This is a genomic window from Sphingobium indicum BiD32, assembly GCF_000382885.1.
In the GTDB taxonomy this organism is placed as follows: domain Bacteria; phylum Pseudomonadota; class Alphaproteobacteria; order Sphingomonadales; family Sphingomonadaceae; genus Sphingobium; species Sphingobium japonicum_C.
In genome coordinates this window covers 1-14,068 of the sequence record NZ_CAVK010000196.1, presented here as the reverse complement: position 1 = coordinate 14,068, position 14,068 = coordinate 1, and the positions used below count along the sequence as shown (strand labels likewise).

The 14,068-nt window shown below is 63.9% G+C and carries 16 protein-coding genes; 6 read left to right on the top strand and 10 right to left on the bottom strand.

Annotated features, from left to right (window positions below):
• Positions 1–44: 44 nt before the first annotated feature.
• The gene (locus tag EBBID32_RS18365) at positions 45–1,202 is read right to left on the bottom strand and encodes a GNAT family N-acetyltransferase (RefSeq protein ID WP_037491768.1); all 1,158 of its coding nucleotides are present in this window, start codon (positions 1,200–1,202) and stop codon (positions 45–47) included.
• Positions 1,203–1,344: 142 nt separating this feature from the next.
• Here EBBID32_RS18365 and EBBID32_RS18360 point away from each other — a divergent pair, with 142 nt between their 5' ends.
• The gene (locus tag EBBID32_RS18360; RefSeq protein WP_037491763.1) at positions 1,345–2,412 is read left to right on the top strand and encodes a fatty acid desaturase family protein; all 1,068 of its coding nucleotides are present in this window, start codon (positions 1,345–1,347) and stop codon (positions 2,410–2,412) included.
• 1 nt (position 2,413) lies between these two features.
• Here EBBID32_RS18360 and lptG read toward each other — a convergent pair whose 3' ends face one another.
• Both lptG and lptF read right to left on the bottom strand, forming a co-directional pair.
• Positions 2,414–3,514 carry an LPS export ABC transporter permease LptG gene (lptG, locus tag EBBID32_RS18355; RefSeq protein ID WP_006963434.1) on the bottom strand — a complete coding sequence of 367 codons (1,101 nt, stop codon included), beginning with the start codon at positions 3,512–3,514 and terminating at the stop codon, positions 2,414–2,416.
• Positions 3,515–3,517: 3 nt separating this feature from the next.
• Entirely contained in the window at positions 3,518–4,729 is a 1,212-nt protein-coding gene (lptF, locus tag EBBID32_RS18350; protein WP_006963433.1) for an LPS export ABC transporter permease LptF, read from the bottom strand.
• Positions 4,730–4,859: 130 nt separating this feature from the next.
• On the opposite strand from lptF, the gene EBBID32_RS18345 reads away from it, so the two are divergent.
• From EBBID32_RS18345 to EBBID32_RS24250, 3 genes are read left to right on the top strand one after another with little or no spacing between them, the layout of a single operon-like run.
• Complete coding sequence (locus EBBID32_RS18345; RefSeq protein ID WP_006963432.1) at positions 4,860–5,354, top strand: DUF2141 domain-containing protein; 495 nt, start codon at positions 4,860–4,862, stop codon at positions 5,352–5,354.
• Positions 5,355–5,363: 9 nt separating this feature from the next.
• The gene (locus EBBID32_RS18340) at positions 5,364–6,332 is read left to right on the top strand and encodes a diacylglycerol/lipid kinase family protein (RefSeq protein WP_006963431.1); all 969 of its coding nucleotides are present in this window, start codon (positions 5,364–5,366) and stop codon (positions 6,330–6,332) included.
• A gap of 6 nt (positions 6,333–6,338) precedes the next feature.
• Positions 6,339–6,605, top strand: a complete 267-nt coding sequence (locus EBBID32_RS24250) for a hypothetical protein (RefSeq protein WP_156022615.1) — start codon at positions 6,339–6,341, stop codon at positions 6,603–6,605.
• A 62-nt stretch (positions 6,606–6,667) separates the two neighbouring features.
• Here the strand turns inward: EBBID32_RS24250 and xth are convergent, their stop codons facing one another.
• From xth to EBBID32_RS18310, 6 genes are all read right to left on the bottom strand, one after another.
• Positions 6,668–7,441, bottom strand: coding sequence for an exodeoxyribonuclease III (gene xth, locus EBBID32_RS18335; RefSeq protein WP_006963430.1), 774 nt, complete (start codon positions 7,439–7,441; stop codon positions 6,668–6,670).
• Positions 7,442–7,491: 50 nt separating this feature from the next.
• A complete protein-coding gene (erpA, locus tag EBBID32_RS18330) occupies positions 7,492–7,818 on the bottom strand; it encodes an iron-sulfur cluster insertion protein ErpA (RefSeq protein WP_006963429.1) in 327 nt (108 codons plus the stop codon).
• Positions 7,819–7,898: 80 nt separating this feature from the next.
• Positions 7,899–8,612 carry a M23 family metallopeptidase gene (locus tag EBBID32_RS18325; protein WP_196805693.1) on the bottom strand — a complete coding sequence of 238 codons (714 nt, stop codon included), beginning with the start codon at positions 8,610–8,612 and terminating at the stop codon, positions 7,899–7,901.
• A 121-nt stretch (positions 8,613–8,733) separates the two neighbouring features.
• Positions 8,734–9,534 (bottom strand): ferritin-like domain-containing protein, encoded by an 801-nt coding sequence (locus tag EBBID32_RS18320; RefSeq protein ID WP_006963421.1) that lies wholly within the window; start codon positions 9,532–9,534, stop codon positions 8,734–8,736.
• Positions 9,531–9,992: a thioredoxin-dependent thiol peroxidase gene (bcp, locus tag EBBID32_RS18315; RefSeq protein ID WP_006963416.1), complete on the bottom strand. Its 462-nt coding sequence runs from the start codon at positions 9,990–9,992 to the stop codon at positions 9,531–9,533. Before bcp ends, EBBID32_RS18320 begins: the two co-directional genes overlap by 4 nt.
• A complete protein-coding gene (locus tag EBBID32_RS18310; protein ID WP_006963414.1) occupies positions 9,992–12,682 on the bottom strand; it encodes a bifunctional [glutamine synthetase] adenylyltransferase/[glutamine synthetase]-adenylyl-L-tyrosine phosphorylase in 2,691 nt (896 codons plus the stop codon). Before EBBID32_RS18310 ends, bcp begins: the two co-directional genes overlap by 1 nt.
• A 79-nt stretch (positions 12,683–12,761) precedes the next feature.
• On the opposite strand from EBBID32_RS18310, the gene EBBID32_RS18305 reads away from it, so the two are divergent.
• Positions 12,762–12,986: a hypothetical protein gene (locus EBBID32_RS18305; protein WP_231382245.1), complete on the top strand. Its 225-nt coding sequence runs from the start codon at positions 12,762–12,764 to the stop codon at positions 12,984–12,986.
• Positions 12,987–13,057: 71 nt separating this feature from the next.
• Positions 13,058–13,396 (top strand): hypothetical protein, encoded by a 339-nt coding sequence (locus EBBID32_RS18300; protein WP_006963412.1) that lies wholly within the window; start codon positions 13,058–13,060, stop codon positions 13,394–13,396.
• Between the two features lie 3 nt (positions 13,397–13,399).
• On the opposite strand, the gene ypfJ is transcribed toward EBBID32_RS18300, so the two are convergent.
• Positions 13,400–14,068 (bottom strand): KPN_02809 family neutral zinc metallopeptidase (ypfJ, locus tag EBBID32_RS18295; RefSeq protein ID WP_037491758.1); only part of this gene is annotated, 669 nt, incomplete at its 5' end.

Genomic DNA, 14,068 nt, shown 5'->3' with positions numbered 1-14,068 from the left:
GTATAAGAGACAGAACCGGGGGAAGGGACCAGCGGTTCTGCGCCCTACAGCGGCTTTTCGTAAATCCTATAGACTTTGTTGACCTTGCTGTTGATCGCATCGGCAATGGCGTTCATGCCCTGATTGTCGTCCAGCACCCAGCCAATCTCACCGCGCGTCGCGCCATAATGGGCCAGCGCTTCCAGCCGGATCGTCTCGATCATCATGAAGGCGAGCTGGCTGGCCAGCCGCGACGCCTGCAACCGCTGCAACACGCCCATCAGCGGCACCCGCATCGTCCGCACTTTCGGCTTGCGCAGCCACCAGAGCAATTTGGCCCAGCCAAAGGGAAAGAGTGCGCCGTTAAGCGGCTTGATCGCCTCGTTCAGGTCCGGCAGCGTCATCATGAAGGCGACCGGCTCGCCATCGACTTCCGCGATCATGATCAGATCCTCGAACACGATCGGTTTCAGCTTTTTGCCTGTATGCGCGATTTCCGCATCGGTGATTGGCACGAAGCCCCAGTTGCGGCCCCAGGCATCGTTCAGGATATTGAGGATGATCGCTGCTTCCGCGTCGAATTTCGACTTGTCGACCTTGCGGATGCGGATGCGGTCATTTTTGTGGCCTGACGCGACGATCCGCTGGATCAGCGGGGGGAAACCGCTGGTGATGTCCAGTTCATAGCAGTTGAGCGTCTTGACCGGCTGATATCCCGCGCCCTCGATCATTGCCTGATAGGCCGGGCTGTCATGGCCCATCATCACCGTGGGGGGATGATCATGGCCCGCCACCAGCAACCCCGGTTCCTCCCAGATCGACAGGGAAATCGGCCCGACCACGCGGGTCATGCCCTGTTCGCGCAACCATTGTTCGGCTTGCGCGATCAGCGCCGCGCCGACTACGTCATCCTCCGCCTCGAACAGGCCGAAATTGCCCGTTCCCGGTCCCATCCCCTGTTCGCGCGGCATCGCCAGCGCCAGTTCGTCATAATGGGCCGAAATGCGCCCGACGACGCGGCCATTGCGCCGGGCGAGGAAATATTGCGCCTTGGCATGGTCGAAAAAGGGGTTCTTGCCCGGCGTCAGCAATTCACGCATTTCCGCTTTCAGTGGCGGCACCCAGTTGGGATCATTGGCATAGATTGCCCAAGGCAGGTCGATAAAGGCCGTAAGGTCGCCCTTGCCCGAAACGGGGGTAATCACCAGATCAGAATGTGCCACGGCTGCCGCTTTCACCAAAAGAGGGGAGCAGTTCGCCGCTTGTTTGCGGATTGTCAATCACAGGCGGGCGCCAGCGCGCTATGGGCAGATAATGTCATCGTGCTGCCACGATATCAGCGCATTTGGAGATTAGGACGCCCCCATGACTGTGCATGATCCCATACTTGCCGCCGCGCAGCGCGCGCGGGCGACCATCCCCGACGATGTGGCGATGCTGCGCGCGGCGGCCGAATTGACGCGCGACCTGTCCACCGCCAGTCCGCGCATCTACTGGCCCGACATGCTGGCGTCCGCGCTGATCGGCTGGGGCGCCCTGGCGGGTGCGATTATGGTCGACAGCGTGCCATTGGCCATCGCTTGCGCTGTGGTTGCGATGCTGGCGCTGTATCGCGCGGCGAGCTTCATCCACGAACTCACCCATATCCGCGCCGGCGCGCTGCCCGGTTTCCGTGCGGGGTGGAATCTGATCGTCGGCATCCCGCTGATGATCCCGTCCTTCCTCTATGAAGGCGTCCATACCCAACATCATGCCCGCACCCGTTACGGCACAGCGGAGGACCCGGAATATCTGCCGCTGGCGCTGATGAAGCCCTGGTCGCTGCCGCTGTTCATCCTCGTCGCCTCGCTGGCCCCGGTCGGCCTGATCCTGCGCTTTGGCGTGCTGACGCCGCTGTCGCTGGTCATCCCGCCGCTGCGTGCGAAAGTAGTGGCCGAACTGTCCGCCTTGTCGATCAATCCGGCCTATCGCCGCCGCGCGCCGGAAGGCGATTTTGCGCGGATGTGGGCGTGGCAGGAGGCGGGCGCGTGCCTGTTCGCGCTGGCGCTGGTCGGCAGCGTGTTTGCTTTCGGGTGGAAGCCTCTGCTGGTCTATATGGCGGTCCATTCGGCGATGACCGTCATCAACCAGCTGCGCACATTGGTAGCCCATTTGTGGGAGAATGAGGGCGATCCGATGACGGTGACCGCGCAATATCTCGATTCGGTCAATGTGCCGCCGCCGGGCAGCCTGCCCGCATTGTGGGCGCCGGTCGGCCTGCGCTATCATGCGCTGCATCATCTGCTGCCGAGCGTGCCCTACCATAATCTGGCCGCTGCGCACCGCAAGCTGATCGCCACGCTGGACCCGCAATCGCCCTATCATCGCGGCAATTATCGCGGGATGCTACCACTGGTCGGCAAGATCGCGCGCAGCACAATGATGGCGCGCTGAGCTATTCCTCGGTCCTGAACAGCACGGTTTCACCGACCAGCAGGAACAGGAAGAAGGGCGCCCAGGCGGCCAGAAACGGCGGATAAGCGCCCAGGCTGCCCATCGCCAGCGAGAAATTGTCGGCGACGAAATAGGCAAAGCCCAGCGCCATGCCCATCACCGCACGAACAAAAAGCTGGCCGGAGCGCGCGAGGCCAAAGGCGGCGACCGACCCAAGGATCGGCATCAGCAATGCCGACAATGGCCCGGACAGCTTGTGCCACAAATTGGCCTCCAGCTCCGCCGTGGGTCGCCCGGCGTCGTGCAGGTCGGAAATCGCGGCCCTGAGCTGGCTGAACGTCAAGGCGTCAGGATCGACCTTGGCGAGCGTGAACTGGTCGGGCCGAATGTCGCGGCCAAAACGCACCGTGCCGACATTGGCGACAGTGCCGCGCGCCACGTCGAACTGGCGCGCATCTTCCAGCACCCAGCTTTTGTTCGTCGCGTCATAATGGCCGCGCGGTGCCTGGACGATGGTGGTCAGGCTGTTGTTGATGCGGTTGAAAATCTCGACCTTGCGCAGTTGCACCTGCGTGCCGCGCCCGGCGACGATCGCGGCGTTGACCAGATTATTGCCATCGCGCACCCAGGGATTGCTCTTGACCCCGCTGTCGCGCGGGATCGGGCCATAATCGACCGCCTGCCAGGCGCTGAGCGCCGCGGTCGAACGCGCAACGATGCGTTCGTTGAAGGCATAGCTGATGAACGCGACGCCCAGCGCGGCGGCCACGAGCGGTGCCAAAATCTGGTGCGCGGACAGGCCAGCCGCCTTCATCGAGATGATTTCGCTATTCTGGTTGAGCGTCGCCAGCATCACCAGCGTGCCAAGCAGCACCGAGAAAGGCAGGAAGCGGGCGACGATCTGCGGTACGCGCAGGCCGACATAATGCCATAATTGCGCGTCGCCATTGCCGGGATAGGAGAGGATGTCGCCCGACTGGCCCAGCAAATCGAGAGTCTGCAACACCAGCACCAGCAGCGCCAGCACGGCGAGCGTCCGTGTGAGGAACAGGCGCGCCATATACCAGCTGATCTGGCGGGAGGGGAAGAAATCAAACTGCATGGGCTATGCGGCTCCTTCCGCCACGGGCGGGCGTCGCCGTCCCAGCCGGAGCAGACGCAATATCTGCTTGCCCAGCTTGGCAAAGGCCACTTCCAGCGCGCCGATCGGCTGGCCGCCGGGGCGGTGCGCGATGACATGATACATCCAGAAGATCAGGCCCGACGTCAGCAGGAATGGTCCCCACAAGGCGATGATCGGATCGACCTTGCCCAGCGCGCCGACGCTTTCGCCATATTGGTTGATCTTGTGATAGGTGACGATGAAGATGATCGAGAGGAACACGCCCAGCGCCGATGTCGATCGCTTGGGCGGAATCGCGAACGCCAGTGCCGCCAGCGGCAACAGCATCATCATCACCACCTCCACCATGCGGAAATGGAAATTGGCGCGCACTTCGTCGCGCAGCTTTTCAGGCGTCGCCGGGTTGCGCCCGATCACCACCAGTTCGGGAATCGTCTTTTCCCGGTCCACGTCGCGGCCCCGGAAATTTTCGATCTGGGGCAGGTCGATCGGCAAATCATGGCTGGAAAAAGACAGGATCCGCGGCGTCTTATATTTGGGCGCGTCATTGACCAGCACGCCGTTGCGCAGGCGGAAGATGATCGTGTCGGGATCGTCGGTCGCCAGGAACATGCCCTGCGCCGCCGTGACCGCGACCGATTGTCCGTCGCGGCTGACCGCGCGCACGAAAATCCCTTGCAGGTTGCGCCCCTCGTCCAGGCTGCGTTCGATTCGCATCGTCATCCGCTTGCCCAGGCTGGTGAATTCGCCGACCTTGATCGACGCGCCCAGCGCGCCCGACCGCAGCTCGAATCGCAGCGCTTCATAGGCGTGGCGCGACAAAGGCTGGACGAAGCCGACGATGCCGAAATTGAGCAGCGCCAGCGCGATCGCATACATATAGGGCACGCGCAGCAGCCGCCCATAGGACAGGCCGACGCCACGCATCACGTCCAGTTCCGACGACAGCGCCAGCTTGCGGAACGCCAGCAATATGCCCAGCATCAGGCCGATCGGAATACCGAGCGAGAGATATTCGGGCAGCATGTTCGCCAGCATCCGCCACACGACGCTGACCGGTCCGCCTTCCGCCGCGACGAAATCGAACAGGCTGAGCATCTTGTCGAGCACCAGCAGCATCGCGGCGATCACCAGCGTACCCAGCATGGGCACCGCGATCAGCCGGGCGAGATAACGGTCGGTGGCGGTCAGCATTCTCTAAGTCGTCGTCCCATCACCATGTTTTGGCCGCAAACCCATCCCATATCGGAATCAGGGAAAGTAGCGGGGCGAACAGGGGCTGTCCGTCCGACCCGGTCGGGCGGCTATAGCTTCCAGGAGTCTGATGGTCATGGTAAAAGTTGCAGTGGGTCTGATGTCGGTGGCAGCGATGATCGCAGCCGTTCCGGCAATGGCCCATGGCCAGGAAATCGCCAACGATCTCGAACGCTGCGCGGGCAGCGGGAACGGCCCCGCCGTGCTGGTCGATGTGCGCGGCTTTGCCGCCGCGACCGGCAAGATCCGCGTCCAATCCTACCCCGCTACCAAATCGGCGTGGCTGACGAAGGGCGAATGGCTCCATCGTATCGACACCCCGGTTCGCCCGGCGAACGGCGCGATGCGCTTTTGTATGCCCGTGCCGCAGGCCGGCAAATATGGCATCGCCGTGCGCCACGATCGCAATGGCAATGGCAAGACCGACATTTCCAGCGACGGCGGCGGTTTTTCCAACAACCCGTCGATCAGCATCTTCAACCTGGGCAAGCCGGGGGTCGACAAGGCCGCTTTCTATGCCGGTCCCGGCGTGACGAAAATCACCATCACCCTCAAATATATGTGATCCCAACCCATGGTCTGCGTCGCGCTCCTGTCCAATCCCAAGTCCACGGGCAACCGCCAGACCCTGCCGCGCGTGCGCAGCTATTGCGCCAGCAACCCGGACATCTTCCATTATGAAGTGGAGCATGTCGACCAGATCGGCCGCGCGCTCCAGACGATCGCCCGCGTCGATCCCGTCGTCATCGTCATTAATGGCGGCGACGGCACGGTGCAGGCGGCGCTAACCGAATTGTATCAGGGTGAGCATTTCAAGGGCCGGGTGCCGCCGATCGCGGTTCTGCCCAATGGCAAGACCAACCTGATCGCGCTCGACCTTGGCATCCATGGCGATCCGATCAAGGCGCTGGAGCGGATCGTGGCGCTGGCCAAGGCAGGCGTCGATGACCATGTCGTCGCGCGCGAACTGATCGCCCTGTCGGATGGCAAGGTCGGCAGCCGGCCGGTGCTGGGCATGTTCCTGGGTGGTGCGGGGCTGGCCGATTATATGCTCTATTGCCGCAACCAGATTTATCCGCTGGGCCTGTCCAATGGCCTGAGCCATTTCCTGACGGCGATGGCCGTGCTGGTGTCGCTGATCTTCGGCATCCGCGCGAAATTCCTGCCGCCGTCGAGCAAGCCGGTCAGCATATCGCTGATCCGTGACGGGCAATTGGCCGGGCGATTCTCCGTACTGATCGTCACCACGCTGGAGCGGCTGCTGCTGGGCGTCCAGCCGGGCGACAGCCGCCGGGGCAACATGAAACTGATGGCGGTAGAGCAGAATTTGCCCGCCCTGCTGCGCCTGATCTTCGCGAGCATCTTCAAGCGGGTGGGCAAAAGCCAGATGCAGGGCATCCATCTGGAACAGGGCGACACCATCCGCATCGAGGGCAATCACAGCAGCGTCATTCTGGACGGCGAACTGTTTGAAGCGTCGGAGGGCAAGCCGATCGTGCTGCGTTCGACCCAGCCAGTGCCGTTCCTGCGGCTGGCGGCCTGATCCACAGTGACCCGGAAATGGGCATTACTTCTTGCGGTCGCAACAGGAGCAAATGCTTGTACGGATCGTCGCTTAGAACTTACCCCAAGCCTGTTTGATATCGCCAAGAGGCAATGCGAAGCTAGCGACGCCTATATTTTGGCATCCGATCCAAAATCTATCGGCTTTCGCGGATTTGATCCACGTCACGCCCAGCAAGCCAAATGCCTTGTCGAACAGTTGAAACACACCGATGCGCGTATGATCGGCTTCATTAGCGAGGCTCCTCGTTAAGTCGCTGATTATGCGAGAAGGTACATGGTCGGTAAACCGCGCGCTATAGCCCTCTCCACCCCTCAGCCCCGCAATTCCACCCAGGTCGGCGCGTGGTCGCTGGCCTTTTCCCGGCCGCGAAATGCCTTGTCCACCTGTGCATCGACCAGCCGGTCGGCGGCGGCGGGGCTGAGCAGCAGATGGTCGATGCGAAAACCCGCGTCGCGGGGCCAGGCGTTCATCTGATAGTCCCAATAGGTCCACACCCCGCCCGCCGGGTGGCGGCTGCGCAGTGCGTCGGTCCAGCCGTCGGCCAATAGCCGACGATAGGCGGCGCGGCTTTCGGGCTGCATCAGCGCGTCATTCGCCATCGCCTTGACCGAATAGACGTCATCGTCGCGCGGGATGACATTATAGTCGCCCGCCAGGATCGCGGGCACTTCCTCCGCCCAGATTTCCGCCGCGCGGGCGCGCAGGCGCTTCATCCAGCGCAGCTTGTAGTCGAATTTGGGGCCGGGCTGCGGATTGCCGTTGGGCAGATAGATGCTGGCGACGCGCACGCCCTTCACATCGGCTTCCAGATAGCGGCTATGCTCGTCCTCCGGCTCACCGTCCAGGCCGCGCCGCACCTCCACCGGGGTTTCGCCGCGCGCGAGGATGGCGACGCCATTAAACCCCTTCTGCCCGTGCCAGATGACGCCATAACCGGCATCCTCGATATCTTTGGCCGGGAAGGTTTCGTCCGACGTCTTGATTTCCTGAAGGCAGGCAATGTCGGGCCGCGTTTCGTCCAGCCATTCCAGCAGGCGCGGCAGGCGTGCCTTGGTGCCGTTGATGTTGAAGGTGGCGATACGCATGGACGATTCTCCTCGCCCCCGTCCCTAATGGGAAGATCAGCTTTTGGCTATCAGACCGAGAAGCTGGTGCCGCAACCGCAACCGGCGGTTGCGTTGGGATTCGTCACCTTGAACGCTGCGCCGCCAAGGTCCGAAACGAAGTCGACCGCCGATCCGCGCACCAGGTCCAGGCTGACGTCATCGACCACCAACGTCACGCCATCGCGCTCGACCGACAGGTCGTCGGCCTCGACAGCGTCCGCCAGCCCGAAGCGATACTGGAAGCCCGAACAGCCACCACCCTCCACCGCCAGCCGCAGGATAGCCGGCTTGCCCTGCTTGGCGGCAATCGCTGCGACACGGGCAGCAGCGGAAGGCGTGAGATCAATATCGGTCATGATAACCTAGATAGGGTGACGCAAAAGGCCCGGCAACCCATGGGGTGCCGGGCCTTTTGCGAATATCGATAAAAGCGCGATCAGTCGACGCTCTTTTCCTGCGCCTTGGTCGGGCCGCCCATGGCGATCGGCGGCTTGCTGTTCATCGCCACCAGATAGTCGGGACCGGCGACGAAGGGCAGCGGGTTGATCGCGGCGCCGTCGACACGGACTTCATAATGGAGGTGGCTGCCGGTGGAACGGCCGGTCGATCCCATCAGGCCGATGATCTGGCCGCGCTTGACGAAGCTGTTGGCGGGCACGAGCAGCTTGGACATATGCCCGTAACGCGTTTCCATGCCGCTGCCGTGCGAGATCTGGACCAGATTGCCATAGCCGCTGGCCCAGCCTGCGCGATTGACGATGCCGTCAGCGGTGGCGTGGATCGGGGTGCCGATGGGGCCGGGAATGTCGATCCCCTTATGCATCCGCGCGCCGCCATTGAACGGATCGGACCGGACGCCGAAATTGGAGGTCAGCGACAGTTTTTCGACCGGGCGGCCCGACGGGATATAGGCCGCGGTCTTGGCGTTGCCGTCGAGGCGCTGGAGGCTGGAGAAGAGGTTGGAGAAACCGACATCCTGCGGCCCAAGGGCGCTGGAGTTGATTTCCGACGCATCCCCATAGGGATCGTCGCTTTCCGTCGCATGGGCCGGGGCAGCGGCGCAGAGCGCGCCTGCGATGCCAAGCCCTGCAAAAATCTGTGTCGCCTTCACGGCAGAATGGAACAAACGCGCACCACGAGTATTGATCATATCAAGTTCAAACATGCCGACCCCGACTGTGTCACCGGAGGCTTATGCCCCTCGGCGCTTCCCGTGTTGTTTTTTGGCGACCTGGATCGCCCCCGCAGTTACGCAGACTGCAAATCGGCGGTCATGTTGCAAGCGCGGCGTAGAATTCGCGCGTCAGACCGGCCTGTCGACGCGCCGAGTCGTTGAACGGAGGCTTAACCGAACCACGAAAATGCCTTTTCACAAGGATTTGGTAATGATCTGGCGCTGACAGGCCCAATCGGTTCGTCGCCGTAAGGAACCATGTCGTCCCTGCGGCGACATGGCGAATCTCATCCGCCATGATGCGGCGCAGAAATTTGGCGGACATGACATCACCTGCCCCCTCGAACCGTTCGACGGTCGCGGGCGTGATGTCGAGGGCGCGGGCCTCCAGCACCATCGGGACGATCGCCAGCCGGGCGAGGACGTCATGCGCGGTCTCCGCCGCCGCCTGCCATAGGCCGTCATGCGCGGGGAGCGCGCCATAATGGCTGCCGCACTGGCGCAGTCGCCGGTCGAGCAGGGCGAAGTGCATCGCCTCCTCCGCGCCGACCTGCATCCACTCATCCGTGAAGGCCGCAGGGAACTGGTCCCCGAAACGGCCGATCAGGTCGAAGGCCAAGTCGATCGCGACAAATTCGATATGGGCGAGCGCGTGGAGCATCGCGACACGGGCGCGCGGCGACCCCATCTTGCCGCGCCGGGGCATCTGGCCGGGGTGCAACAGGACAGGCGCCTCCGGGCGCGCGGGCTGATCGGGCATCGGCACGTCGAAACGATGCGCCAGCCGCCCCTGCCGCCACGCCCGTGCAACGGCGCGGGCGGCCATCACCTTGGCATGAGGATCGGCGGTCAGCAGGACATGCTGGCACGCCGCGCCGACAGTATCGGACAGGATCAAAGCGCCCTCGCCGCCTCCAGCACTTCCGCAGCGTGGCCCTTGACCTTCACCTTGGGCCAGACCCGCGCGATGATGCCATCCGCGTCGATCAGGAAGGTCGCGCGTTCAATCCCCATATATTTGCGGCCATAGAGCGACTTTTCGACCCAGGTGCCGAATGCCTCGCAGGCGTCGCCCGGCTCGTCGGATGCCAATATGACGGTCAGGCCATATTTGTCGGCAAATTTCTTCAGCTTGGCAGGCTTGTCCTTCGACACGCCGACGACCGGCACGCCGATCGCGGCAAAGTCGCTGGCCAGTTCGGTGAAGTCCTTCGCCTCATTGGTGCAGCCGGGCGTATCCGCCTTGGGATAGAAATAGACGACCACCGGCTTGCCGCGATAACGGGCCAGGGTGAAGTCCACGCCATCGCGATCCTTGAGCGCGACGTCGGGCGCGCTGTCGCCTTGTACCAGCATCAATTGTCCTCCTGATAGGGCGCAGCGAGTGCGGCCCAGGCTCGTGCCACGCTTTGCCGCGCCTTGGCATAGCTTTCAAGCAGACTGTCCCAATGGTCAGCGCCACAGGCCCGCGCGACCAGCGGGCGGGTCGCTTCGGGGGGTTCGGTTGACGAAGGCGACACCAACCTGGACACAATCAAATAACGGGTGATGAGGTCATGGGCAGCGATCAGGTCGGCAGGCAGATGACCCGCCGCGACCAGCATGGCCAACGCCTTGCCAAGGTCGGGATCAAAGGCCATGCCGTAGCGGAACTGGCTGATGTGGATCAGGAATTCCAGGTCGATCAGGCCGCCCGGCACCAGCTTGACGTCAAGGTCGCTGGCGGGCGGCTTGTGGATGGCGATGTCGCCACGCATTTTGACCGCTTCTCGCGATAAATCATTGATGTCGCGTTGTTTTCCAAGAGTTTCGGCCAGAATTTCACCAAGCGCGCTCCGCGCCTTTGGTGAACCGAACACTGCCCGCGCCCGCGTCAGCGCCAGATGCTCCCACGCCCAGGCCTCTTCGCGCTGATATTTGGCGAAACTGTCGAAACTGACCGCCAGCAATCCCTGCGCACCCGACGGGCGGAGCCGCGTGTCGACCTCATAGAGCGGGCCGGATGCGGTATGGACCGACAAAGCATTGACGATACGCTGTCCCAGCCGGTTGAAATATTGGGTTGCGCCCAGCGGCTTGGGTCCATCGGATTCGGCGCGGAAATCGCCGGTGAACAGGAAGATGACATCCAGATCCGACGCATGGGTCAGCACCCCACCGCCCAGCCGCCCCAAGGCCAGGATGGCAATCTCGCCGCCCGCCACCTTGCCATGAACAGCCTCAAATTCCGCGACAGTTCCGGCGGCCAGCGCCTCGATAGCCGCCTCCGCCACCCGGCCATAGCCGCGCCCGGCCTCCAGCGGATCGCCGCCCCGGATGATCTGCGCGCCCAGCGCGAAGCGGCGATCGCCCACGCGCTGGCGCACCCGGTCGAGCAAGGCCTGATAATCCTCGCCCGGCTCCAGCGCGGCGAGTTGCGCGGCCAGCACGTCCACCGGCGGCGGCGGGTCGAAGGCGGTGGCGTCGATCAGCCCGTCGATCAGTTCCGCCCGCCGCGCCAGCGCATCGGCCAGTGTGGGCGCATGGCTCAATATCTCCGCCAGCAGTGCGACCAGCGCAGGCCGGGCGGCGAGCAGCTTGAAGAAGTTGATCGCGCTCGGCAGCCGCCCGATCATGTCGTCCAGCCGGTTGAGCGCGCGCGAGGGATCGGGCGCGGTCGCCAGCGCGCGCATCAGGCCGGGCAGCAGGCCTTCCAGCGCTTCGCGCGAAGGGCCACTGCGCAGCGCCCGCACCTTGCCCGCACGCCAGTGGGCGATCCGCGCCAGCGCGGTTTCGGGATCGGCAAAGCCCATCTCGGCCAGTTGCGCCGCCAGCAGCGCCTCATCCTGCGACAGCGAAGCATCGTCTTTTTCCGGGCTGAGCCGGTCATAATTGCCGCCGACCCATTCGACCTGAGGGCGCAAAAGGTCGAGCAGCGCGTCACCATCGGCAAGGCCATGCAGCCGCGCGACATTGTCCATCGCCGCCGCCGATTTGGGCAATTCGTGGGTCTGCAAATCCTCGACCATCTGGAGCCGATGTTCGATGGTGCGGAACAGGACATAGGCGTCGTCCAGCTGCGCCGCGACGTCAGGCTCGATCACGCCCGCCTGCGCCAGCGCGGCCAGCGCCTGCCTTGTGTTGCCCGATCGCAGCGCCGGATCGCGCCCGCCATGGATCAGCTGATGCACCTGCGCGAAAAATTCGACCTCGCGGATGCCGCCGCGTCCGCGCTTCAGATCATAGCCCGGCCCGAACGCCTGCCCCTGCGCATAATGGTCGCGAATCCGGCGGCTGATATCGACGATGGCGTCGATCGCGCTGAAATCGAGGTGCCGCCGCCAGACGAAGGGGCGAATCTGGCGCAGGAAATAGTCGCCCAGCGCCAAGTCGCCTGCGGCCGCGCGCGACCGGATGAAGGCGGCCTGTTCCCAGCCCAGCGCAGTCGATTCATAATAGCCGATCGCCGCCTCCACCGGCAGCGCGATCGGCGTGGCTTCGGGCGAGGGCCGCAGGCGCAGGTCGACGCGGAACACATAGCCGTCGCCATCCGGGGCCATCAGCAATTCGCTCATCCGCCGGCCGATCCGCACGGCGGCATCGGCCGGATCTTCGCGCGGCCCGTGCGGCAGGGTGGCCGGATCATAGAGCAGGATCGGGTCGATATCCGACGAATAATTGAGTTCGCGGCTGCCATGCTTGCCCAGTGCCAGCACGACGAAGCCCTTATGTTCGGCATCGGGATAGCGTTCGGCCATGGCGGCGGCCAGCGCCTCCTCCACGGCGGTATCGGCGAAGTCGGACAGGGTGCGCGTCACCCGGTCCAGCCCCCAGGCCCCCGACAGGTCGGCCGCCGCCGTCACCAGCGCGATCCCCGCGCGGCGGCGACGCAACGACCGGGCGACGCCATCCTGCGCCGTCCCCAACCCCTGCGCCACGACAAGCGCCGCGTCCATGTCGCCGGTCGCCAGCGCCTCCGCCACCTCTGGATAGCGATCCAGCGCGCGCGTCAGGAAGGGCGAATGGGCGCGTATCCGTGCTTGCGTTGCGGGCCAGTCCGTCACCATCGTCTCTCCCCCTGCGGCGGGCGTGCTTTTGGGCGCTATCGCTTGGGCTTGCGACGAACGCCAGCAACTTTTGCGCGTCATGGCCGTTCTTACCGATATGGAAATGCTGCGCAAATCTTCCGGCCGATCGGCACCGGGTCGCGAGTTTGGCGACGGGCGGATCGTGACGGTCGCGCTGCCGCTGCCCTATGAGGGTGTCGGCAATGCGCTGCGCGCCACCTATGCGCCGCCGCGCGATTCGCTGCCGGATGACATAGCGGCGCTGCTGGCCCGTCTGGACCGGGGCAATTCAACAGCGGATTGATGGAGGAAAGGGGTTTATTTACCCGTTTCCGTTACGGCATCACTGGATGATCGCCAACGAGAGTTTGCCCGATGATATACCGTAATTTTGCGATCTGCACGCTGGTCGCCGCACCATTGATCGTGCTGGCAGTGCAAAGCCTGTTGCCCAAGCCCCCGGAAACCGCGCCGACGCAGGACGTTATCGCCGATGCGCCGCCACCGCCGGTCCCAATGCCCGTCGCGCCGCCCGTCGCCCCGCCATCGGCTGCGGCGAGCGCGCCTGACTTTGGTCAGCCCATGACCGAAGCGGGCCAGCCGATGCTGGCACCCGGCGCTGGCCTGCCCGGCACATCCGCGGCGCCCATGGTGGACACCAGCCAGTCCTTCACCCCCGGCAAAGCCCCACCCGGATCGCCCAACGGGGAATGAGCGTTACAGCGAACCCTTGAACGTATCGCACTGGGCCGGATCGCCGGTCGATAGCCCCTTGCGCAGCCACGCCATGCGCTGGGCGCTGCTGCCATGGGTGAAGCTTTCCGGCACCGGTCGGCGGCCCGCCGCCTTTTGCAACGTATCATCGCCAATCGCCTCGGCCGCGCGCATCCCTTCTTCCAGGTCGCCCGCTTCCATCAAATTGGTGTCGCGCGCCGCCCAGACGCCGGCATAACAGTCCGCCTGCAATTCCATCTGCACTTGAAGCGCATTGCCATCGGCTTCCGACACGCTCTGCTGCGCCTTGCGAATCCGGTCCGCTTGCCCGGTGATCGTCTGGATATGATGGCCCACTTCATGGGCGATGATATAGCCGATCGGGAAATCGCCCGGCGCGTTGAAGCGCGTTTCCATTTCATTGAAGAAATCAGTGTCGATATAGATGCGCTGGTCGGCCGGACAGTAGAAGGGGCCCATCGCCGCCTGCGCCGCGCCGCAACCCGACTGGCCATTCTGGCTGTAAAATACCAGAGTGGGCGGCGGATATTGTTCGCCCGACGCCTTGAATATCTCGTCCCAGCGCCGTTCGGTCGATCCCAGCACCTTGAGCGAGGTGCGCTGCACATCGGTGAGTTCGGTCGTGGCGGGGCGCTGCGTCTGGACCGGCGG